The organism is Belnapia moabensis DSM 16746 (genome assembly GCF_000745835.1).
GTDB classification, from domain to species: domain Bacteria; phylum Pseudomonadota; class Alphaproteobacteria; order Acetobacterales; family Acetobacteraceae; genus Belnapia; species Belnapia moabensis.
On sequence record NZ_JQKB01000004.1, the window covers coordinates 21,944 to 45,995 of the forward strand.

The following is a 24,052-nucleotide window of genomic DNA, read 5'->3' on the forward strand; positions in this document are numbered from 1 at the left end:
GCCAATCCTGGCCTAGGCTCGATCTCAAGCACGACATTTGCCGAAGGCGAGACCTATGCCCGATTCGATCCTGCCTGATTCCACGCGGCTGAAATTCGGCGTTGGCCAGCCGGTGCCTCGCAACGAGGACCCGGTCCTTTTGCAAGGGCGCGGCCGCTACACGGACGATATCGACCTGCCCGGCCAGCTCTACGCCGTCATGATCCGCAGCCCCTACGCGCATGGCGTCATCAACGGGATCGATACCGAGGCAGCGAAGGCGGTGCCGGGCGTGCTCGGCGTCTATACCGGCGCCGACCTGGCCGAGGCCGGCTACGGCGCCATGCGCTGCGCCCTGCCGCTGAAGAACCGCGACGGCAGCCCGCTCACCAATATCGACCGCCCGCCGCTCGCCATGGACAAAGTGCGCTTCGTGGGCGACCCGGTCGCCTTCGTCGTCGCCGAGACGCGCATGGCGGCGCGGGACGGGGCCGAGGCGGTTTTCCTGGATATCGACATCCTGCCCGCCGTCACCGATGCCTCGGCCGCCGCCGCGCCGGACGCGCCGCAGCTCTACGACCATGTTCCCGGCAACCAGGTCCTCGACTTCCATTACGGCGATAGCGAGAAGGTCGTGCAGGCCTTCGCCTCTGCCGCGCATGTGACGAAGCTCTCCATCCGCAACAACCGCGTGGTCGTCTGTGCAATGGAACCGCGCAGCGCGATCGGCGAGTACGAGGCGGAGACCGGCCGCTACACCCTCCATGTCGGCAGCCAGGGTGTCTTCGGCCTGCGGGCGCAGATGGCCGACATCCTGAAGGCGCCAACCGAGAAAGTGCGCATCCTCACCGGCAATGTCGGCGGCAGCTTCGGCATGAAGGCGAGCTGCTACCCGGAGTATCCCTGCATCCTGCATGCCGCCAAGCTGCTCGGCCGTCCGGTGAAATGGACCGACGAGCGCACCGGCTCCTTCCTCTCCGACCAGCATGGCCGCGACCATGAGGTGGAGGCGGAGCTTGCCCTCGATGCGGAAGGGAAGGCGCTCGCGGTGCGGCTGACCGCATTCGCCAATATGGGTGGCTACCTCGCGACGGTCGCGCCGCTGATGGGCACCGGCAATTTCGTCAAGAACGTGCAGTCCAACTACGCGACGCCGCTGATCGAGGTTAACACCCGCTGCCTCGTCACCAACACCACGCCGGTCTCCGCCTATCGCGGCGCCGGGCGGCCGGAGGGCAACTACTTCTTCGAGCGGCTGCTGGAGCAGGCAGCCAAGGAGACCGGCCGCAGCGCCATCGAGCTGCGACGCATCAACCACATCAAGGCGGATGCCTTCCCGTTCCAGGCGTCCACCGGCTCCGTCTATGACAGCGGCGATTTCACCGCCGTGCTGGAGAAGGCGCTCGAGGCCGCCGATTGGGACGGCTTCGCGGCTCGCCAGGCAGAGAGCAAGGCGCGCGGTAAGCTGCGCGGCCGAGGTATCGGCAATTTCCTCGAATGCACCGCGCCTCCTACAAAGGAGCAGGGTGAGATCCGCTTCAACGAGGACGGCACGGTGACGATCATCACCGGCACTCTCGACTACGGCCAAGGGCACTGGACGCCCTTCGCGCAGGTGCTGCACCAGACGCTCGGCGTGCCCTTTGAGAGCATCCGTCTGGTCCAGGGTGACTCCGACCTGCTCATCGCCGGCGGCGGCACGGGCGGCTCGAAATCGCTGATGGCGTCGGGCGCCGCGATCATGGAGGCGGCGCAGCTTGTCATCGAGAAGGGCCGAACCGCCGCGGCGCATATGCTGGAAGCCGCCATCGGCGATATCGAGTTCGAGCGCGATGCGGAGGGCCTCGGCCGCTTCGCCATCGCCGGCACGGACCGCTCGATCGGCATCATGGAGCTTGCCCAGCGCATCCGCACGGCGAACAATTCGCCGCCCGACATGCCCGAGAGCCTCGATGTCCGTCACGTCTTCGGCGAGGCGCCGCAGGCCTATCCCAATGGCTGCCATGTCTGCGAGGTGGAGGTCGAGCCGGAGACCGGCATCGCCGAGGTGGTGCGCTACGTGTCCGTCAACGATTTCGGCGTCATCGTGAACCCGTTGATGGTCGAGGGGCAGGCGCATGGCGGCATCGCCCAGGGCATCGGCCAGGCGCTTTACGAGCATGTTGCCTATTCGGAGGAGGGCCAGCTCCTTTCCGGCAGCTACCAGGACTATTGCCTGCCGCGCGCCGGCGACCTGCCGAGCTTCGGCTTTGAGAGCCATCCGAGCCCCTGCAAGACCAACCCGGTCGGCGCCAAGGGCTGCGGCGAGGCGGGCTGTGCCGGCTCGCTTCCCGCGGTGATGAACGCGCTGGTGGATGCGCTGTCGGAGTTCGGCATCACTCATATCGACATGCCGGCGACGCCGGAGCGTATTTGGCGTGTCATCCACGGCATGGCCACCTGATGGCCGACACGGGAATGTGAGGAATGGCGTCTTCGCTGACCGGCACAAAACCCGGCATGGACGTGCCGGGCGGCGGGGTCCCGCTATCCCGCTCCTGGCGGGTTGGATTATGATGCGTTTCGGAATGGGCAGGAGCCTGGCCGCCACAATGGTTGTGCTTGGGACGGCTACATCGCTTCTTGCGAGGGGACAGACGGAATGACCAGGCTCAACGGGCGGCGCGTTCTGGTTGTGGAGGACGAGGCGCTGGTCGCGATGCTTGTGGAGGATGCCCTGCTTGATGCGGGGGCCTCGGTCATCGGCCCGGTCGCAACCGTCGCCGAGGCGATCGCCCTTCTGGCACAGGAGTTGCCGGATGTCGCCGTGCTGGACCTCAACCTGGCCGGCGAGACATCCACCCCGGTCGCCGATGCCCTGGCTGCCCGTGGCGTGCCTTTCGTCGTCGCCACCGGCTATGGCGCGGATGGCCTGCCGCCTGGCCATATCGGGGTGCCGGTGCTGGCGAAGCCTTACGACCCGGACGACCTGACCAACGCTCTCGGCCGCCTCTGCAAGTGATCGGGACCGTGCCGGAGATGTAGCCGGCTCAGCGTGCCGCCCCCGGGTATCAGCCCGGTGGCAGGTGGAAGGCGAGCCAAAGCGTCTCCCGCGCCGGATCGGTCCAGGCAACACGGTGGCGGCAGCCAGCCGGCAGTACCGCCCAATCTCCCGGCGCCAGCGCCTTCTCTGCGCCATCGGCGAATCCGAGCCGTGCGGCACCGGTGAGCAACAGCACGAACTCATCGCCCGGCTGGTCGTACCATTGGTCCGGCGGATCGCTCTGGCCGCGCGAGGCGATCCGCTCCACCCGCCCGCCGCCGGCGGCAAGCAGGGTCTCGAATCGCTCGCCGCCTTCGGCCGGGGCCGCCAGCCCTTCGCCGATGCGGCCGAAGCGCGGCGCGCTGCTCAAATCGCCCCCTCGGCGAAGGCCGGCGCCACCGGCGCTGCGCAGACCCCCGCTGCCTCCAGTGCCGCCGCGGCACGGAAAAGCAGTCCCTCCGTCCAAGGCTTACCGATGAGCTGCACGCCGATCGGCAGCGCGCCATCGGTCCGTTGCACCGGCACCGTCAGCACCGGCATGCCAATACTGCTGACGGGCTGGGTGAAGAGCCCCATGGAGGGGCGCAGCGGCAACTCCACCCCGTCCAGCATCAGCATCTCCTGACCGATCGGCGTCGCCGGCACCGGCGTCGCCGGGGCCAACAGGATGTCCCACTCCGCCATCGCCACCCGCATCGCATCCCGCGCCTTGGCCCGCACGCGCTGCGCATGGGCGACCCAGGCCGCGGGGATCAGCGCCCCGGCCAGCAACCGGTCCTGGATCAGCGGCTCATACTCTTCGAGCCGGGTGCGGAGCGTCGGCAGATGCAGCGCCGCGCCTTCCGAGGCGGTGATGATGAAGGCGGCGGAGCGGCTCGCCTCCGCCATCGCCCACTCCACCTCCGCCGTCGCGCCGAGTCCGTCGGCCACCGCAGACACGGCGCCCCGCGCTGCCTTGGACTGCATCCGCCCGAACCAGCCGCCCAGCCGCGCCACCCGCAGCCCCGCCAAGCCAGCGCCGAGCAGCGGCGTCACCGGCCCCGGCGTTTGCGGCGCTTGGTGGCTGTCTTCGGCGTCCAACCCTTGCAATGCATCATAAGCGGCGGCCAAGTCGGCAGTGCTGCGGGCGAAGGGCCCGACGTGGTCGAGTGCATAGACGAAGGGGAAGGAACCATGGCGTGACAGCCGCCCATAGGTCGGCTTCAGTCCGAATATGCCGTTCAGCGAGGCCGGCACCCGGATCGAGCCGTTGGTATCCGTCCCGAGGCTGAGCGGCACCAGCCCCGCCGCCACCGCCGCGCCGGAGCCGCCGGAGGAGCCGCCGGCGATGCGCGTCAGGTCATGTGGATTGCGGCAAGGACCGGCATGGCTGTTCTCCGTGGTGAAGCCGTAGGCGAACTCGTCCATGTTGAGCGCGCCGAGGCAGACCGCGCCGGCGGCATCCATCTGCCGGACGAGGAAGGCATCGCGCGTTGCCGGCGGCGCATCGCGGCGAATCCTGCTGCCGGCGAGGGTAGGGATGCCCGCCAGATCAAACAGGTTCTTCGCCGCATAAGGTACGCCGGCCAGCGGGCCCGGGTCCTGCCCGGCAGCGATGCGCTGATCCACGGCATCCGCCACAGCCAATGCCCGTTCGGCAAGCACGGCAGTAAAGGCGTTCACCTCGGCGCCGCGCGCGGCGATGCGGGTCAGCGCCGCCTCCGCCACGGCGCGGGCCGAGGTTTCACCCGTCCGCACCCGGGCGGCGATGGCGAGGGCAGAGCCGCTCATGGCCGGTACACCGGCGCCGGCTCGTCGGCCTCGGTCAAGGGCACGGCAAGGGCCGGCGCGGCGATGCGTGCAACCAACGCGAAGGCGGCCGCGACCCGTGCCTGGCGGGCGGCATCGAGGGCGAGGCCGACCGCCGGGGCGGCGGCCGCCACGTGGGCGGCTGGGTCGAATCGGTCCGGATCGAGCATCGGCGCGGTTCCTTTTGGAAAGGTTGCATCGTTCCATGCGGGTTCCGTGCCGGCCACCTTTCACCGATCGCGCATCGGTGATCGAAGGGCGGGCGGACCATTTCGCCCGTTCGGCGTTGCGCCGCTGAGATGGATTTGGGGGATTGGATGGCGGAGCGACGCACCGACAAGCCGAAGCCGGCGAAACGAGCGGTCCCGGCCGCGAAGCGCAAGGCAGAAGAGGCCCCACCGGCGATCGTCCCCGCCCTTCCCGCCGTCATCACCCCACCGGAGCCCGAGCCCGAGCCGGCCACGACCGGCCCCCTGGTGCCGCGCTTGTACCTCCTGCACCCGCTGCTGATCGGCGCCTTGCCGGCTTGGGATGACGCCTTCGAACGTGCTGCGGCGCTCGGCTTCAACGGCGTGCTGATCCCGCCGCCCTTCGCCACAGGCGGCAGCGGTCATCTCTACCAGATCGGCGACCCGGACGCGCCGCATCCGGTGTTCGGGGCCTCGGGTGACTCTACCGCGACGCTTGAGGCGCTCGCCGCCAAGGCGCGGGCGCAGGGGCTCGATCTTTATGTCGACCTGGTGCTCGACCGCGTCGCCGCCGACGGGCGCCTGGCCCGCGAGCAGCCCGGCTGGTTCACTGCCATCGTGCCCTCCGGCACGCCCGACCCGCGGCTCGATCCGCCGGATTGGGACACGCTGCGCGCCCGCTGGGAAGACCCGGATACCGTCGCCGGCCTCGGTGCTTGGTGGGAGGAGCGGCTGCGCCGCTTCACCGCCGCCGGCGTCGCCGGCTTCCGTTGTGATGCGCCCGCCCGCGTGCCCGGCCGCCTCTGGCGCCGGCTGACGGCTGCCATTCCCGAGGCACGCTTCCTCGCCTGGACCGTCGGCCTGCCCGCCGAGGCGCTGCCCGACCTCGCCGGCGCCGGCTTCACCGCGAGCTTCGACAGCCTCGCCTGGTGGGATCTGCGCGAGGGCTGGCTGCCCGAGGAGGCCATGCGTCTTGCCGCCGTCGCCCCGGCGATCGCCACGGTGGAGGCACCCTTCGGCCCGCGTCTTGCCGCCCGCGATCCCGACCCGGCCATGGCCGAGCGGGCCGCGCTGCGTCACCTCCGCCTCGCCGCCGGCATCGGCGCTGGGCTGCTGGTGCCGATGGGCTTCGAATACGGCGCCCGCCGCCCGCTCGACCCGGCCCGCGACCGGCCCGGCGACTGGGACTGGCTGGTCCGCCACGCGACCTTCGACCTTTCCGCCGAGCTCAGCGACGCTAATGCAATGCTGGCGAGCCGCTCCCTCTCGCCGACCGAGCTTCGCCCGCTCGCCGGCCCCGGCGCGCCGGCCACCGCCCTGCTGCGCGCCGCCGGCCCGGATGTGCGTCAGGCCCGCAGCGCCGCCCTTATCCTGGCCAATCCCGACCTGCATCGTCCGGCGAGCGTGACGGCGACGGCGCTGCTGCCCGCGACCGGCGGCGTTTTCACCCGCTTCACCCCCTGCCTGCCCGATGGCGGAACCGGCCTCGAGCCGGGCGGCACGCTGCTCCTGCAACCGGGTGAGGTACGCATCCTGGAGGCCATCCCGCCAAGTCCCATCCGCCCCGCCGGGGAACCAAACGCCGAGGCCGGCGCCCGCGCCCCGCGGCTCGGCATCGAGCGGATCGAGCCGATCGTCGATGACGGCCGCTTCCCGGTGAAGCGCACGGTCGGCGAGGTGATCGAAGTCCGCTGCGACGTGGTCTGCGACGGGCATGACAAGCTCGCCGCCGCCCTGCTCTGGCGTGCGGCCGACGAGGATACCTGGCGTGAGACCCGCCTCCGCCCGCTCGGCAATGACCGCTGGGCAGCGAGCTTCCCGCTCGAGCGCATGGGCCGCTACATCTTCGCCGTCGAAGCCTGGCGCGACGCCTTCGCCACCTTCACCGACGAGCTGCAGAAGAAGCACAATGCCGGCGTCCCCGTGGCGCTGGAGCTGGAGGAAGGCCGCCTGCTGGTCGAGGCCGCCGGGCAGCGTGCCGGCGGCGCCGTCGCCGAGCTGGCCACGCGCCTCGCCGGGGCAGGGGAGGGGGAGCGCCTCGCCCTGCTTCTCGCCCCCGAGACCGCGGCGCTGATGGCCGAGGCCGATGACCGCCCCTTCCGCCTCCGCAGCGCCGAGATTCCGCTGGAATCCGAGCGCACCGGCGCCCGCTTCGCCAGCTGGTACGAGCTCTTCCCCCGCAGCCAGTCGGGCGATCCCTCCCGGCACGGCACCTTCGACGACGTCATCCGCCAGCTGCCGCGCATCCGGCGGATGGGCTTCGACGTGCTCTACTTCCCGCCCATCCATCCGATCGGGAAGAAGAACCGCAAGGGCCGCAACAACACGCTGACCCCGGCACCGGACGATCCCGGCAGCCCCTACGCCATCGGCTCGGAGGATGGCGGGCATGACGCGCTGCATCCGGAGCTCGGTAAGCTGGAGGATTTCCGCCGGCTGGTGAGGGAGGCTTCGGCCCACGGGCTGGAACTGGCGCTCGACTTCGCCATCCAGTGCAGCCCGGACCACCCATGGCTGCGCGAGCACAAGGAATGGTTCGACTGGCGGCCGGACGGCTCGCTCCGCTACGCCGAGAATCCGCCCAAGAAGTACGAGGACATCGTCAATGTCGATTTCTACAACGAGGGCTCCGTCCCCTCGCTGTGGATCGCGTTGCGTGACGTCGTCCGCTTCTGGTGCGACCAGGGCGTCCGCCTGTTCCGCGTCGACAATCCGCATACCAAGCCCTTCCCCTTCTGGGAGTGGCTGATCACCGATATCCGCGCCCGGCATCCGGATGCCGTCTTCCTGGCCGAGGCCTTCACCCGGCCGAAGGTGATGTACCGGCTGGCGAAGCTTGGGTTCAGCCAGTCCTACACCTACTTCACCTGGCGCAACGAGAAGCGCGAGATCGAGGAGTATCTGACGGAGCTGACGACGACGGCGCCGCGCGACTTCTTCCGCCCGCACTTCTTCGTCAATACGCCGGACATCAACCCGCTCTTCCTGCAGAGCTCCGGCCGGCCGGGCTTCCTGATCCGTGCCGCGCTGGCGACGACGCTTTCGGGCCTCTGGGGCATGGTACAGGGATATGAGTTCTGCGAGGCCCGCGCGATGCCCGGCAAGGAGGAGTATCTGGACTCCGAGAAGTACCAGCTCCGCGCCTGGCCCGATCGGGCGCCGGGTGACATCGTGGACGAGATCACCCGGCTGAATGCCATCCGCCGCGGCAACCCCGCCTTGCAGACGCAGCTTGGCGTGGCCTTCCACAATGCCTTCAACGACAACATTCTATGGTACCGCAAGGCGACGCCGGAGCGGGACAATTGCATCCTGGTCGCGGTCAGCCTCGACCCGCACAATGTCCAGCAGGCAAGCGTCGAGCTCCCGCTCTGGGAATGGGGTCTGCCCGACCATGCGGCGCTGGAAGCAGAGGACCTGATGCGCGGACACCGCTTTACCTGGCAAGGCAAGATGCAGACGATACGGCTCGACCCCGGTGAACTCCCCTTCGGCATCTGGCGGGTCCGCCCGGCAGGGGGCTTCTAGATGAGCCTGCCCGAGGATCCGCACTGGTACCGCGACGCGGTCATCTACCAGCTGCATGTGAAGAGCTTCTTCGACGCCAATGACGACGGCATCGGCGATTTCGCCGGGCTGTTGCAGAAGCTCGACTACATCGCCGAGCTTGGCGTCGACACGCTCTGGCTGCTGCCCTTCTATCCGAGCCCGCTACGCGATGACGGCTACGACATCGCCGACTACCGTTCGGTCAATCCCAGCTACGGCAACATGCACGATGCCCGCCGCTTCGTGCGGGAGGCGCATGCGCGCGGCCTGCGCGTCATCACCGAGCTGGTCATCAACCATACCAGCGACCAGCATCCGTGGTTCCAGCGCGCCCGGGCCGCGAAGCCCGGCTCGGCCGCGCGCGACTACTACGTGTGGTCCGAGACCGATCAGAAGTACGATGGCACGCGTATCATCTTCCTCGACACCGAGAAGTCGAACTGGACCTGGGACCCGGAGGCCAAGGCCTATTTCTGGCATCGCTTCTACAGCCATCAGCCGGACCTGAATTTCGACAACCCGCGCGTCCTGGCCGAAGTGCTGAACGTGATGAAATTCTGGCTGGATATCGGCGTGGACGGGCTGCGGCTCGATGCCGTGCCCTATCTCGTCGAGCGTGAGGGAACCAACAACGAGAACCTATCCGAAACGCATGCGGTGCTGAAGACCATCCGCAGCAAGCTTGACCATTCCTTCGAGGGGCGCATGCTGCTGGCCGAGGCCAATCAATGGCCCGAGGATACGCAGCAGTATTTCGGCCAGGGCGACGAATGCCACATGGCCTTCCATTTTCCGCTGATGCCGCGCATGTATATGGGCATCGCCCAGGAGGACCGCTTCCCGATCACCGACATCCTGCGGCAGACGCCGGACATCCCGGAAGGCTGCCAATGGGCCATCTTCCTCCGCAATCATGACGAGCTGACGCTCGAGATGGTGACGGACCGCGAGCGCGACTACCTCTGGTCCACCTATGCCGCCGACAAGCGCGCGCGCATCAACCTCGGTATCCGTCGCCGCCTCGCCCCACTGCTGCAGCGCGACCGCCGCCGGATCGAGCTGATGAACGGCCTGCTGCTCTCCATGCCCGGCACGCCCGTCATCTATTACGGCGACGAGATCGGCATGGGCGATAACATCTTCCTCCGCGACCGCGACGGTGTGCGCACGCCGATGCAGTGGTCGCCGGACCGCAACGGCGGTTTCTCCAAGGCCGACCCTGCCGCGCTCGTCCTGCCGCCCTTGCAGGACCCGATCTACGGCTTCCAGGCGGTTAATGTCGAAGCCCAGTCGCGCGACCCGCATTCGCTGCTCAACTGGATGCGGCGCATGCTGGCCGTTCGCAAGCGCAGCCGCGCCTTTGGCCGCGGCGAGATGCGATTGCTCTATCCAGCCAACCGCAAGGTGCTCGCCTATCTCCGGGAGTTCGAGGGCGACACCATCCTCTGCGTTTTCAACCTTTCCCGCGCGGCGCAAGCGGTTGAGCTCGACCTGTCGAATTGCGCCGGTCACGTGCCGGTGGAAATGCTGGGCGGCACGAGCTTCCCGCCGATCGGCCAGCTCCCCTACCTGCTGACGCTGCCGCCCTACGGCTTCTACTGGTTCGTCCTGGCGACGGAGAAGGCCCTGCCGCCCTGGCACGAGCCCTCGCCGGAGCCGCTGCCCGATCTCCGCACCCTAGTCCTGAAGGCCGATGTGAAAGAACTTCTCGGAGCCGCCGTCAGGCGTGAGCTGGAACAGCTCGTCCTGCCCGAATACCTGCCGAAGCGTCGCTGGTTCGCCAGCAAGGGCGAGCGGATCGAATCGATCCGGCTCGGCGCCATCGCCAGCTTGCCGGAGGCAAGTGGCGCCGTCGTCATGGCCGAGGTGGAGGTTGGCCTTCCCGGCCGCACCGAGCGATACGCCCTGCCGCTCGCCGGTGTGGAGGATGTGGAGGGCGCCGGCCCACTCGCCTCGCAGCTCGCCCTGTCGCGGCTGCGTCAGGTGCGCCGCGTCGGCTTCCTCACCGATGCCTTCGCCGATGACCGAATGCCGCCCGCCGTGCTGAATGCCTTGCGGCAGGGCGTCAGCCTGGCAACCGAGGAAGGCGAGATCCGCTTCACCGCCACCTCCCGCCTGGCCGAGGTGCCCCTGCCCGAGACGCCTGAGATCAGGCGCCTCTCGGCTGAGCAATCGAACTCCTCGCTGATCTATGGCGAGCAGATCGTCCTGAAGATCATCCGCCGCATCAACCCCGGCATCCATCCGGAAGCGGAGGTGACGCGCTACCTGACGGAAGCCGGCTTCGGCAACACCGCCCCGCTGCTCGGCGAGGTGGTGCGCATCGCGCCCGACGGAACGCCGCACACGCTGATGCTGGCCCAGGGCTTCGTCCGGAACCAGGGCGATGGCTGGGGCTGGACGCAGGACTGGCTGCACCGGGCCGTCGACGAGGCGGCGCTCACCGAGGAAGCGCCTGAAGATGCCTTCGCCGGTTACCTCGCTTTTGCCGAGGCTCTTGGCCGCCGGCTTGGCGAGTTGCATGCGACCCTCGCCCGGCCCACGGACAACCCGGACTTCAAGCCGGAGCCGGCGACCGAGGCGGACCGCGCCAACTGGGCGCACGGTGCTTTGGAGCAACTCGACCCAGCGCTTGACCTCCTTGCCCGTGGCGGCCTGGCCGAGGACGTTGCCCCGCTCGCCGCCGCACTGGTGGCGAAGCGTGAGGCGTTGCATCAGGCCGCCCAGCGTCTTGCACAATCCGCCGATGGCGCGCTGAAGACGCGCGTGCATGGCGACTTCCACCTCGGCCAGGTGCTGGTGGCGCAGGGCGATGCTGTGATCGTCGATTTCGAGGGCGAGCCCGCCCGCACGCTCGACGAGCGCCGCGCCAAGGGTAGCCCCCTGCGCGACGTCGCCGGCCTGTTGCGCAGCCTTGACTATGCCGCCTCAGTGGCGACGGCGAGCGAGGCGTCGGGTGCCGCTACCGCCGCCCCGGCCGAGCGCCGCGCGGCGCTTTTCCAGCGCTGGCAGCGTGAAGCTTCCGCCTCCTTCCTCGAAGCTTATCGCGCCGTCGAACATGCCGCCGAGAACCCTTGGGTTCCCGCCGGCGCGGAAGCAGCTCTGCTCGACCTCTTCCTGCTCGAGAAGGCCGCCTACGAGGTGCGCTACGAGGCGGCCAACCGTCCGGCCTGGATCGGTGTGCCTCTCCGTGGCCTCGCCGCTTTGGCGGAAAGGATCACGGCATGATCCCCGGTACCGACGCGCTCGTCGCCGGCCGGCATGGCGACCCCTTCGCCCTGCTGGGGCCGCATGACGGGGATGTCCGCAGCCTCCAGCCGGGCGCGCTGGGCATCACCGTTCTCGCCCGCGAAGGTGGCGAGGAACTTGGCCGCTTGGAGCAGGTGCATCCCGCCGGCCTCTTCGCCGGCCGTGTCTCCCGCCAAGTGCCTTATCGGCTTCGTATCGACTGGCCTGGCTCGGTGCAGGAGACGGAGGACCCGTACAGCTTCGGTCTGCTGCTCGGCCCGCTCGACCTGCACCTGTTCGCCGAAGGCCGGCATTTCGAACTGGCCAAGGTTTTCGGTGCGCAGCCGATGTCGGTTGATGGCGTGCCCGGCGTACGCTTTGCCCTTTGGGCGCCGAATGCGCAGCGTGTTTCGATCGTCGGCGAGTTCAACGGCTGGGATGGTCGCCGCCATCCGATGCGGTTGCGACGCGAGGCGGGTGTATGGGAGCTGTTCATCCCGCGCCTCCGCCCCGGTGCGCCCTACAAGTACGAACTCATCGGCGCCGATGGCAGCGTGCTGCCGCTGAAGGCCGATCCGGTTGCGGTGGCGACGGAGATGCCGCCCGCCACGGCCTCCCGCATCCCAGATCCGACGCCCTTCCTCTGGACCGACCAGGCCTGGATGGAGGAACGCGCCGCCCGCCAGGCCAAGGACGCGCCGATCTCCGTTTACGAGGTGCATCCGGGCTCTTGGTGGCGAGACGCCGCTGGCGAATCGCCAGACTGGGATCGGCTGGCCGATCGCCTCATCCCCTATGTGCAGGGCATGGGCTTCACCCATATCGAATTCCTGCCGGTGATGGAGCATCCTTTCGGCGGCTCCTGGGGCTACCAGCCGCTCGGCATGTTCGCGCCAAGCGCCCGCTTCGGCTCGCCCATGGGCTTCGCGCGCTTCGTCGATCGTGCTCATGCAGCAAAGATCGGCGTCATCCTCGACTGGGTGCCGGCGCATTTCCCGACCGATGCGCATGGGCTCTATCGCTTCGATGGCACCGCACTCTACGAGCATGGCGACCCGCGCGAGGGCTTCCACCGCGACTGGAACACGGCGATCTACAATTTCGGCCGCAACGAGGTGCGCGGTTTCCTGCTCGCCAGCGCCATGCATTGGCTGGAGCACTATCATGTCGATGGGCTTCGCGTGGATGCCGTTGCCTCGATGCTCTACCGCGACTATTCACGACCTGCGGACGAATGGATCCCAAATCGCTACGGCGGCCGCGAGAACTTGGAAGCTGTCGCCTTCCTCCAGGAACTGAATGCCGTTGTCGAGGAGCGTTGCCGCGGCGCGGTGATGATCGCAGAGGAAAGCACTGCCTGGCCCGGCGTGACGCGCCCCACCACTGAAGGCGGTCTCGGCTTCCATTTCAAATGGAACATGGGCTGGATGCACGATACCCTCCACTACATCGAGGAGGATCCGATCAACCGGCGCTACCACCATGACAGCATGACCTTCGGCCTGGTCTATGCGTGGAGCGAGAAATTCATCCTGCCGCTCAGCCATGATGAGGTTGTCTACGGCAAGGGCTCCATGATCGGGAAGATGCCGGGCGACCGATGGCAGAAATTCGCCAATCTACGTGCCTATCTCGCTTTCATGTGGACGCATCCGGGAAAGAAGCTGCTCTTCATGGGCGGCGAGATCGCTCAGCCGAGCGAGTGGAACCACGATGCGGCCCTGTCCTGGGGCCTGCTCGACGATGCCAACCATCGCGGCATCCAGCGCCTCGTGCACGACTTGAATACCGCCTATCGCACCATCCCCGCATTGCATCGTCAGGACGCCTCGCCCGACGGTTTCCGCTGGGTGGTGGGCGATGACAACGCTCAGAGCGTCTTCGCCTGGCTCCGCTTCGGCACGGCGGACGATCCGCCTGCGCTCGTCGTCTGCAACATGACCCCGGTGCCGCGCTACGGCTATCGGATCGGCGTGCCGCTAGCGGGGCAGTGGCATGAGGTCTTGAACACGGACGGCAATGCCTACGGCGGGACGAATACCGGAAATGGTGGCTCGGTCCAGGCGGAGACGGTCGAGAGCCACGGTTTCGACCAGTCGCTCCCGCTCTTCCTGCCGCCGCTGGCTGTCCTCGTCCTCCGGCATCAAGGCTGATGCCGCCCATCCCGACCCACCTGCTCCCCGGACGGGCCAATCCGCTCGGGGCGCACTGGGATGGGCTGGGCGTCAATTTCGCGGTGTTCTCCGCGCATGCCGAACGGATCGAGCTTTGCCTCTTCGATGCCGCCGGCCGCCGCGAACTCGCCCGGCTTCCCATGCCGGAATGCACCGATGAGGTCTGGCACGGCTATCTGCCGGAAGCGCGGCCAGGCCAACTCTACGGCTACCGCGCCTACGGCCCTTACGAGCCGCGTCAGGGCCATCGGTTCAACCCGCACAAGCTGCTGCTCGATCCCTATGCGCGGCAGATCTCGGGCGAGATCCGCTGGTCGGACGCGCTGTTCGGCTACCGCGTCGGCGCCGGCCGTGCCGACCTGACCTTCGACCGCCGCGACAGCGCGCCGGCGATGCCGAAATCCGTCGTGGTGGATGACAGCTTTCATTGGGGCGACGACCGGCCGCCCTGCATCCCCTGGGAACGCACGGTGATCTACGAGGCGCATGTCCGCGGCCTTACCATGCTGCGCGAGGATATTGCCCCGCGCGAGCGCGGCACCTTCGCCGCCCTGGCCGACCCACGCTTCATCGACCATCTCCAGCGCCTCGGCATCACCGCGCTGGAGTTGCTGCCAATTCAGGCCTTCCTACAGGACCGCTTCCTCGTCTCCAAGGGGCTGAGGAATTACTGGGGCTATTCGACCCTCGGCTTCTTCGCCCCAGAGCCGCGCTACCTGATCGAACCATGGATGCGCAACGAGCTGAAGGTGGCCGTGCGCCGGCTGCATGCCGCCGGCATCGAGGTCATCATGGACGTGGTCTACAACCACACCTGCGAAGGCAGTGAGATGGGCCCGACCCTCTCCTGGCGCGGTTTCGACAACGCCTCCTATTACCGGGCGATGCCGGACGAGCCACGCTATCTCATCAACGACACGGGCACCGGCAACACCATCAACATCAGCCACCCGCGCGTGCTGCAGATGGTGATGGACAGCCTGCGCTATTGGGTCGAGCATTACCATGTCGATGGCTTCCGCTTCGACCTCGGCACCATCCTGGGCCGTGAGCCTAGCGGTTTCGATCAGGGCAGCGGCTTTTTCGACGCCATCCGCCAGGACCCCGTGCTGTCGCGGGTGAAGCTGATCTCGGAGCCCTGGGACATCGGCCCCGGCGGCTACCAGGTCGGCAACCACCCACCCGGCTGGAGCGAATGGAACGACCGCTACCGCGATGGTGTGCGCCGTTTCTGGCGCGGCGATAGCGCCATGCGCAGCGACCTCGCCGCCCGCCTCACCGGCTCCGCCGAGCTGTTCGACCGCCGCCGCCGCCGCCCTTGGGCCAGCGTCAATTTCCTGGCGAGCCATGACGGCTACACGCTGCACGACCTCAACGCCTATGAGCAGCGCCACAACGAAGCGAATGGCGAGGACAACCACGACGGCCATTCCAACAACCACAGCAACAACTGGGGCGTCGAGGGCGAGACGGACGATACCGCAATCAACGCCATCCGGCAGTCGGTGGCGCGCTCCATGCTGGCAACCCTCTTCGCCTCCGCCGGCACGCCGATGCTGCTCGGCGGCGATGAGATGATGCGTACCCAAATAGGCAACAACAACGCCTACTGCCAAGACAACGAGATCAGCTGGTTCGACTGGACCCGCGCCGCCACGCCAGAGGCCGAGACGCTGCAACGCTTCACCGCCCGCTGCATCGCGCTGCGCCACCGCCTGCCGCCGCTCCGCCCAGCAATTTTCCTGCATGGCGGCGCCGAGGTCCGCCCCGGCCTCGCCGATATCGGTTGGTTCGACCAGAACGGTCAGGCGATGATGCCGGAGGCATGGAACGAGCCCGAGGCCCGGACGCTGACACTCCGCCGCGCCACCGGGGCCGAGGACGGCAGCGTCGACGCGACGCTGCTGCTGCTCAACGCCGATGGCGCGTCACATGATTTCACCCTGCCCGCACCCGCCATGGATTGGACCATCGTGCTCGACACCGCCGACCCCGAGGCCGAAGAGTATCGCGCCAAGGGCGAAAGCGTGCCCGTCGCCGCCCATTCCGTCGTGCTGCTGGCGACGAGGCTGCCACCGAAATGAGCATGACCGATACCTGGGGCGCCGCGCTGCTCGCCCCCGACCGCACCCGCTTCCGCATCTGGGCGCCCGACAGCAACGAGGTCAGCCTTGAGATCGACGGCCGCCCTTCGCAACCGATGCAGCCGAAAGGCGAGGGGTGGTTCGAGGCCGAGGCGCCGGTCGGCGCAGGCGCTCGCTACCGTTTCCGCGTCTCGCCGGATCTCGTCGTGCCCGACCCCGCCTCGCGCCTTCAAGCGGGCGATGTCCATGACGCCTCGGTGGTGGTCGACCCGAAGGCTTATTCCTGGCGCAACGAGGAGTGGCGCGGCCGCCCTTGGCACGAGACGGTGCTCTACGAGGTGCATGCCGGCGCCATGGGCGGCTTCGCCGGCGTCGAGGCCGCGCTGCCGCGGCTGAAGGAACTCGGCATCACCGCCATCGAGTTGATGCCGGTGAACGATTTCCCTGGCCGGTGGAATTGGGGCTATGACGGCGTGCTGCCCTATGCGCCCGACACCGCGCTCGGCACGCCGGACGAACTGCGCTCCCTCGTCGATGCTGCGCACGGCCTCGGGCTGATGGTCTTCCTCGACGTCGTCTACAACCATTTCGGCCCGGACGGCGCCTATCTCCATGCCTATGCAAGGCGCTTTTTCGACGAGGGCATCCATACTCCCTGGGGCGCCGCCATCGACTTCAAGCAGGAGCCGGTGCGCGCCTTCTTCGAGGAGAACGCGATCGCCTGGTTGCGCGACTATCGCATCGATGGCCTCCGCTTCGACGCAGTCCATGCCATCTCCGAGGCCGATTGGCTCGATGTCCTCGCCACCCGCCTCCGCGGCGAGTTTCCCGACCGCCACATCCATCTGGTGCTGGAGAACGAGCGCAACGCCGCCCGCCACCTCCGCCCCAAGGGCGGCTTCGACGCGCAGTGGAACGATGACGGCCACAACATCCTCCACCCGCTGCTGACCGGCGAGCGCGAGGGCTACTACGAAGACTTCTGCGACGACGGCGCCGCCAAGCTCGCCAAGGTCCTGGCCGAGGGCTTCCTCTTCCAGGGCCAGCTCTCCGGCCATCTCGGCGCCCCGCGCGGCGAGCCGACTGCAGGCCTGCCGCCCACCGCCTTCGTCCTCTTCCTGCAGAACCACGACCAAGTCGGCAACCGTGCCTTCGGCGAGCGCCTTCCGGCCCTCAGCGATCCGCACGCCCTTCAGGCCGCGACCGCCCTGCTGCTGCTCTGCCCGCAGATTCCGTTGCTCTTCATGGGCGAGGAATGGGGAGCAACGGCGCCCTTCCTGTTCTTCACCGACCACAATGCAGAACTCGCCCCGCTCGTCACTCAGGGAAGGCGCAAGGAATTCGCCAAATTCGCGGCGTTCCAGGATCCCGCCAAGCGCGAGACCATCCCCGACCCGAATGCGGAGAGCACCTTCCGCAACTCCGCCCCCGACCCGGCCGAGGCCGCGCGACCGCCGCATGACGCGACCCTCGCTCTCTACCGGCGCCTGCTCGCGCTGCGCCACGAGCGCATCGTCCCGCATCTGCCGGGCGCGTCGGCGCTCGGCGCCCAAGCGGTGGGGGAGGGGGCGGTGGTCGCCCGCTGGCGGCTTGGCGATGGCAGCACCTTGACCATCGCCTGCAACCTGGGCGCCAAGGCTGCACGTGCCACCGCGGAAGGCGAGGTATTGTTCGAGAGCATGGCCGGTGCCGCTGGCACGCTCGCCACCGGCGAGTTGCCGCCGCGTTCAACCGTCGCGCTGCTCAGCCAAGGATGATGATATGAGTGCCGATGAGGAGTTGCGGGATCTGGCGGAGGCCGCCGGCATCGCCACCACTTGGCGCGACGTGCATGGCCAGGATCAGCATATCGCACCGGAGACGATGCGCGCGGTCCTCGCCGCTCTCGGCCTGCCGGAGGAGGCGCGCGAGGCCCGCCACCTGCTCCGCGAGCTCGACAGCCGCCTGCCGCCGCTGCTGACCATGACGATCGGGCCTGATGGCGTCGCCATCCCCGGCGCCTCGCCCGGCCATCGCTTCGTGCTGCAGATCGAGGGCGGCGACCGCATTGAGGGCCGGCTTGAGACCGGCTGGGGCGGCGAGGCGCGGCTGCCAGCCGTCTCCACCCCCGGCTATCATCGCCTGACCCTCGATGGCGGCCATGCGACTATCGCCGCCGCACCGCCGCGCTGCGTCACCCTCAACGACCTCGGTGCCGAAATTCACCGAGGGGCGGTCCCTTGGGCGTTGGCGGCGCAGATCTATTCGCTTCGTCGCACCGGCGATGGCGGCATCGGCGATTTCGGCGGCGTCGCGGCCTTCGCCCACGCCGCCGGCCGCCGTGGCGCCGCAGCGCTCGCGATCAGCCCCGCCCACGCGCTGTTCAGTGCCGACCCCAGCAAATACGGCCCCTACGCCCCCTCTAGCCGGATCATGCTGAACGTGCTGCATGCCGATCCGGCTACCGCCCTAGGCACCGCCTCCGTGCTGCCGGCCGAGGATGCGCCGCTGATCGATTGGCCAGGGGCGACTACCGCCAAGCTGGCTCAGTTCCGCCTGCTCTTCGATGCCGCCGCCGACCATCCCGGCTTCGTCGAATACCGCCGTGAGGCCGGTCCCGCCCTTGAGGACCATGCCCGCTTCGAGGCACTGCACGCACATTTCTACGGCCAGTCGCCCGATCTTTGGCATTGGCGCAACTGGCCGGAGGCATTCCGTACCCCGCAAAGCCCCGGCGTCCAGCGCTTCGCCCGGGAGAATGCCCGCGAGGTTGCCTTCCACGCCTTCTGCCAATGGTTGGCCGATGCCTCGCGCGGCGCGGCACAGCAGGCGGCACGCGATGCCGGCATGCCGGTCGGGCTGATTGCCGACCTCGCCGTCGGCACGGATGGCGGCGGCAGCCATGCCTGGTCGCGCCAGCGGGAGATCCTGCCCGGCCTCTCGGTCGGCGCCCCGCCCGACATCTTCTCCCCACTCGGCCAGGATTGGGGCCTCACCGCCTTCTCCCCGCTCGAGATGCGGACGGGCGGCTTCGGCGCCTTCACCGAGCTGCTGCAGGCGACCTTCCGCCATGCCGGCGGCCTGCGCGTCGACCATGCGATGGGGCTGGCCCGGCTTTGGGTGGTGCCGCAAGGCCTCGGCCCGTCAACCGGAGCCTATCTGCGCTATCCGATGCAGGACATGCTGCGCCTGCTCGCCCTCGAATCCCATCGCCATCAGGCCATCGTCATCGGCGAGGATCTCGGCACGCTGCCGGAGGGCTTTCAGGGCGAGATGGCACGCGCCGGCATCCTCGGCATGCGCGTGCTCTGGTTCGAGCAGGAGGAGGACCGAAGCTTCCGCCCGCCGCATGGCTGGTCGCCCGACGCCGCGGCGATGACGACGACGCATGACCTGCCGACCATCACCGGATGGTGGCGCGGCCTCGATATCGGCTGGCGCGACCGCCTTGGCCTTTTCCCGGCGGCGGATACGGCGAAGCAGGAGCAGGCCCGCCGCGCCGAGGATCGCAGTGCCCTCTGGGGCGCCTTCCTCGACAGCGGCGCCGCGACCGGCGACGAGCCCGAGCCCGACGACGCCGAAGCGGTGGTCGACGCCGCCATCGCCCATACCGCGAGCGCCGCCTGCACCCTGGCCATCCTCCCCATCGAGGATGCGCTCGCCCTGCCGGAGCAGCCCAACCTGCCCGGCACCACCGAAGGCCACCCGAATTGGCAGCGCCGCATGCCCGGCGAGGCCGCCCATCTGCTCGACGACCCGGCCGTCGCCCGCCGCATCGAGATCCTCGCCCGCGCCCGACCTAAAGGAGATTGACGCTCGTGCCGATTCCACTACGGGCGACGGCCCGGCTTCAGTTCCACGCCGGTTTCACCCTCGACGATGCCGTGCCTCTGGTGCCCTATCTCGCCCGGCTCGGCATCAGCCATCTCTACGCCTCGCCCATCCTGAAGGCGCGGCCCGGCTCCACCCATGGCTACGACATCGTCGATCATCGCCAGATCAACCCGGAACTCGGCGGCGAGCCCGCGCTGCGCCGGCTCTCGGCCGCGCTGAAGGAGGCCGGGCTCGGCCTCATCCTCGATATCGTGCCGAACCATATGGGCGTCGGCGGCGCCGACAACGAATGGTGGCTCGACGTGCTGGAATGGGGCCGCCAGAGCCCCTTCGCCCCCTATTTCGACATCGACTGGGAGCCGCCGGACAGGTCGCTCTCTAACCGCCTGCTCGCCCCCTTCCTCGGCGATCCCTATGGCGAGGTGCTGGCCTCCGGCAACCTCGTTCTGAAGTTCGAAGCGGAGACCGGCCGCTTCTACACCGAGTATTACGAGCATCGCTTCCCCATCGCGCCGCAGCACTACCACCACATCCTGCAGGCTTCGGAGGAACCGGGGCTGCAGGAACTTGCCCTCGCCTTCGGCCGCATCGGCCTGCATCAGCGTGACCGCGCCCTCTCACGGCGCGAGGCTTCCGCCTGTCGCGCCCGCCTCGCCGAGACCGCGGCGACGGAAGCCGGCCGCGCCGGCATCACCCATGCGCTCGCTGCCTTCGACGCGAAGGATGAGGCCGGCCGTCAGGCCCTGCACCGGCTGCTGGAGCGCCAGCACTACCGCCTCGCCTGGTGGCGGGCCGCAGCGGACGAGATCAATTGGCGCCGTTTCTTCGACATCACATCGCTCGCCGGCCTCCGCGTCGAACTGCCCGAGGTCTTCGACGCGACGCATGAACTGGTGCTGAACCTCTATGCCGAGGGCACCATCGACGGCGTCCGCATCGACCATGTCGACGGCCTCGCCGACCCGCGCGGCTATTGCCGCAAGCTGCATCGCCGGATGCAGACGGCCCGCCCCGGCCAGGAGCCGCTGATCTGGGTCGAGAAGATCCTTGCCCCCTTCGAGGCGCTGCGCACCGACTGGATGGTGGACGGCACCACCGGCTACGACTTCATGGACGAGGCCAGCGGCGTACTCCATGACCCGGCCGGAGAGGGCCCGCTCACCGCGCTCTGGACCGAGCAGACCCGTCGCTCCGGCGAGTTCGAGGTCGAGGTGCGCGAGGCCAAGCGCCAGATCCTCCGCGACAACCTCGCCTCCGAGCTGAACGCCACCGCCGCCGCCATTAAGCGCGTCGCCATGCGGGACCTCGTCACCCGCGACTTCACCCTGACGGCGCTGCGTCGGGCGCTGGCCGAGGTGCTGGTGCATTTCCCGATCTACCGGCTCTACATCACCTCCGGCGGCCGCAGCGCCGAGGACAAGCGCATCCTCGATTGGGCGCTGGCTGGCGCCCGCCGCACCGTCCGCGCCACCGAGCGGCCCCTGCTGGAACTGCTCGATGGCTGGCTCGGCGGCGAGCCGCCGCGCAGCCTGCCGCCGAACCAGCGCCGCGAGCGCCTCTCGGCTGCGGTGCGCTTCCAGCAGCTCTCCGCCCCGGCAACGGCGAAGAGCGTGGAGGACACGGCCTTCTACCGCTATGGCCGCCTCATCTCCCGCAACGAGGTCGGCTCCGACCCCGGCCGCTTCGCCGTCACCCCTGCCGGCTTCCACGCCTCCGCTAGGGCGCGGACGAAGAACTTCCCGCGCGCCCTGCTGGCGACGGCGACGCATGACCACAAGCGCGGCGAGGATGTCCGCGCTCGCCTCGCCGTACTCTCCGAGATTCCTGCTGAATGGTCCGCCGCCGTCCAGCGTTGGACCCGGCTGAATGCTTCCCTCCGCAAGACGCTCGACGACGGCGCGGCGCCGGGAATGAGCGCCCAGCTCATGCTCTATCAGACGCTGGTCGGCGCCTGGCCCCTCGGCCTCGCCGCGGATGACGAGGCGGGCGTCACTGCCTTCCTCGATCGCGTCGCCGCCTGGCAGGAGAAGGCGCTGCGCGAGGCCAAGCGCCGCACCGAATGGGCCGTGCCCAATGCCGAGTACGAGGCCGCCTGCCGCGACTTCATCTTCGCGTCCATGGCGCCCGACCGCGCCAGCCACCTTCGCGAGGAGGTCGCCGGCTTCGCCACCCGAATCGCCCCGGCGGGGGCGGCGAACGGCCTGACCCAGCTCCTGCTCCGCTGCACCGCGCCGGGCGTGCCCGATCTCTACCAGGGCACCGAGTTCTGGGACTTCAGTCTGGTTGATCCCGACAATCGCCGCCCCGTCGATTACGACGCACGCCGCGAAAGCCTGGAGGCCGCTATCCCGCCCCAGGACCTGCTGCAACACTGGCAGGACGGGCGGGTGAAGCAGGCCGTGCTCGCCCGCGCCCTGGCGGTCCGTGCCGAGCATGCTTCCCTCTTCGCCGAAGGCGACTACCAACCCCTCACCGTCGAGGGACCCCATGCCGCCCATGTCCTTGCCTTCGCCCGGAGCCACAAGAACCGCTCGGTGATCGCCGTCGCCACCCGCCTGCCTGCGGCGCTCATGGGCGACACGACGCTCCCGCTCGTGCCGCCAGAGGAATGGCGCGGAACCGAACTCGTCCTGCCGCGTCCAAGTGCGGAACACCGCTGGCGGGATGCGTTGACCGGGGCGGTCCTCGGCGCGCCCGGGGGGGAAGCCGGGGATCGTCTGCCCCTGGCTGAGATCCTCGCCCGCCTGCCGGTCGCGCTGCTGGAGGTGGGATGAGCCGCATCGTCGTCGTCTCCAACCGGGTGCCGGTCCCGGCTGGGAATTCCGGGCATGCCGGTGGGCTCGCTGTTGCGCTCCTTGGGCTGATGCAGCGCCGCGGCGGCCTCTGGTTCGGCTGGAGCGGTGCCGTCACCGAGGAAACTGGCCCGCCGGCCTTCGCCCAGCGCGGCGCCGTCGGCTATGCAACCCTCGATCTGACCGAGGCGGAGCATCGCGGCTACTACACCGGCTATTCCAACGGCGTGCTTTGGCCGATGCTGCATTCACTGCCGCATCTGATGTCCTTCCGCCGCCAGGACCTCGACACCTATCGCCGCGTCAACCAGCGCTTCGCCCATAACCTGGCGCCGCTGTTGGAGCAGGACGACCGCATTTGGGTGCATGACTACCACCTTTTCTCCCTGCCAGGGGCGCTGCGCAGCCAGGGGGTGCGGAACCCGACCGGCTTCTTCCTCCATGTTCCTTTCCCGGCCCCGGATGCTGCGGCCGTTGCCCCCGGCATCCGCAGTCTGGTGCAGGATGTGCTGGCCTCGGACCTGCTCGGCTTCCAGACTGCGAGCGACCGCGACAATTTCGCGGCAACCGCCACCGAATTCGCCGGCGCCGTCCGCACCGGCGACCAGCAATTGGAGCTGGGCGGCCGCCCGATTCGCCTCGGCGTCTTCCCTGCCGAGATCGCCGCCCGCGAATTCGCTGCAACCGCCGCCGCGCAATCGGTGCTGGAGCCTGCCCGCCTCCTATCCCGTTCGCTGCAGAGTCAGGCTCTCATTCTCGGCGTCGACCGGCTCGACCCGACCAAGGGCCTGCCCGAGCGGCTGGAAGCCTTTCGCCGCGTCATCGCGCGCCGCCCGGCCCGCAGCGCCACCATGCTGCAGATCGCAGCCCCCTCGCGCGAGGACGTGCTGGCCTATCGCCGCCTCCGCCAGGAAGTGGACAGCGCTGCCGGCTCCATCAACAGCGAATTCGGCGAGCCGGATTGGCTGCCGCTGCGCCTTCTTGCCCGGCCGCAGACGCGAGACACGGTGGCCGGCTTCATGCGCCTCGCCCGGGTCTGCCTGGTAACGCCGATCCGCGACGGGATGAACCTCGTCGCCAAGGAGTTCATTGCCGCTCAGGACCCGAGCGACCCGGGCGTGCTCGTGCTCTCCCGCTTTGCCGGCGCTGCCGCCCAGCTCTCCTCCGCCCTGCTGGTCAACCCGCATGACGCCGAGGGCATGGCGGAGGCGCTGGCCTGTGCCCTCGATATGCCGCGCGGCGAACGGCAGGAGCGCTGGCAGGCTGCCTGGGAGGCGATCGCCGGCGCCTCGCCCGAAGGCTGGGGTGAGGACTTCCTCCGGGCCCTCGCGCCTGGTGATCTCGCGGGCCTCCCCGTCGCGGGTAGCGCCTGAGCCGTTGCCATGCCAACCTGACTCCAGAACCCGGCGCAAAGACGCCGGCTGGACGGGGGAGG

Annotated in this window: 13 protein-coding genes; 10 read left to right on the top strand and 3 right to left on the bottom strand. The window is 68.9% G+C overall.

Translation table 11 applies throughout. The features are described from left to right. The first annotated feature begins 55 nt into the window (after window positions 1-55). Both EP26_RS03215 and EP26_RS03220 read left to right on the top strand, forming a co-directional pair. Window positions 56-2,422, top strand: coding sequence for a xanthine dehydrogenase family protein molybdopterin-binding subunit (locus EP26_RS03215; RefSeq protein ID WP_052388748.1), 2,367 nt, complete (start codon window positions 56-58; stop codon window positions 2,420-2,422). Between the two features lie 198 nt (window positions 2,423-2,620). Further along, window positions 2,621-2,980: a response regulator gene (locus tag EP26_RS03220; RefSeq protein ID WP_043335776.1), complete on the top strand. Its 360-nt coding sequence runs from the start codon at window positions 2,621-2,623 to the stop codon at window positions 2,978-2,980. Between the two features lie 49 nt (window positions 2,981-3,029). Here EP26_RS03220 and EP26_RS03225 read toward each other — a convergent pair whose 3' ends face one another. The 3 genes from EP26_RS03225 to EP26_RS03235 are packed head-to-tail and all read right to left on the bottom strand — an operon-like array spanning window position 3,030 to window position 4,959. Then, window positions 3,030-3,371, bottom strand: a complete 342-nt coding sequence (locus EP26_RS03225) for a cupin domain-containing protein (RefSeq protein ID WP_043335779.1) — start codon at window positions 3,369-3,371, stop codon at window positions 3,030-3,032. Further along, window positions 3,368-4,771 carry an AtzE family amidohydrolase gene (locus EP26_RS03230; RefSeq protein ID WP_043335782.1) on the bottom strand — a complete coding sequence of 468 codons (1,404 nt, stop codon included), beginning with the start codon at window positions 4,769-4,771 and terminating at the stop codon, window positions 3,368-3,370. Before EP26_RS03230 ends, EP26_RS03225 begins: the two co-directional genes overlap by 4 nt. Beyond that, on the bottom strand, window positions 4,768-4,959 hold the full coding sequence (locus EP26_RS03235; protein WP_043335785.1) for an AtzG-like protein: 192 nt from the start codon (window positions 4,957-4,959) through the stop codon (window positions 4,768-4,770). The genes EP26_RS03230 and EP26_RS03235 overlap by 4 nt, the downstream gene beginning before the upstream one ends. 147 nt (window positions 4,960-5,106) lie before the next feature. Between EP26_RS03235 and EP26_RS03240 the strand changes: the two genes are divergently transcribed. The 8 genes from EP26_RS03240 to EP26_RS03275 are packed head-to-tail and all read left to right on the top strand — an operon-like array spanning window position 5,107 to window position 23,990. Then, window positions 5,107-8,505, top strand: a complete 3,399-nt coding sequence (locus EP26_RS03240) for a maltotransferase domain-containing protein (protein WP_084112290.1) — start codon at window positions 5,107-5,109, stop codon at window positions 8,503-8,505. Next, a complete protein-coding gene (gene treS / locus EP26_RS03245) occupies window positions 8,506-11,754 on the top strand; it encodes a maltose alpha-D-glucosyltransferase (protein WP_043335788.1) in 3,249 nt (1,082 codons plus the stop codon). Further along, a complete protein-coding gene (gene glgB, locus EP26_RS03250) occupies window positions 11,751-13,907 on the top strand; it encodes a 1,4-alpha-glucan branching protein GlgB (RefSeq protein ID WP_043335789.1) in 2,157 nt (718 codons plus the stop codon). Before treS ends, glgB begins: the two co-directional genes overlap by 4 nt. Then, window positions 13,907-16,012: a glycogen debranching protein GlgX gene (gene glgX, locus EP26_RS03255; protein WP_043335790.1), complete on the top strand. Its 2,106-nt coding sequence runs from the start codon at window positions 13,907-13,909 to the stop codon at window positions 16,010-16,012. Before glgB ends, glgX begins: the two co-directional genes overlap by 1 nt. Further along, on the top strand, window positions 16,009-17,769 hold the full coding sequence (gene treZ / locus EP26_RS03260) for a malto-oligosyltrehalose trehalohydrolase (protein ID WP_043335792.1): 1,761 nt from the start codon (window positions 16,009-16,011) through the stop codon (window positions 17,767-17,769). The genes glgX and treZ overlap by 4 nt, the downstream gene beginning before the upstream one ends. 4 nt (window positions 17,770-17,773) lie before the next feature. Next, complete coding sequence (gene malQ, locus EP26_RS03265; protein WP_043335796.1) at window positions 17,774-19,804, top strand: 4-alpha-glucanotransferase; 2,031 nt, start codon at window positions 17,774-17,776, stop codon at window positions 19,802-19,804. Window positions 19,805-19,809: 5 nt separating this feature from the next. Then, entirely contained in the window at window positions 19,810-22,599 is a 2,790-nt protein-coding gene (treY, locus tag EP26_RS03270; RefSeq protein WP_043336085.1) for a malto-oligosyltrehalose synthase, read from the top strand. Next, on the top strand, window positions 22,596-23,990 hold the full coding sequence (locus EP26_RS03275) for an alpha,alpha-trehalose-phosphate synthase (UDP-forming) (RefSeq protein WP_043335799.1): 1,395 nt from the start codon (window positions 22,596-22,598) through the stop codon (window positions 23,988-23,990). The genes treY and EP26_RS03275 overlap by 4 nt, the downstream gene beginning before the upstream one ends. Window positions 23,991-24,052 lie beyond the last annotated feature (62 nt).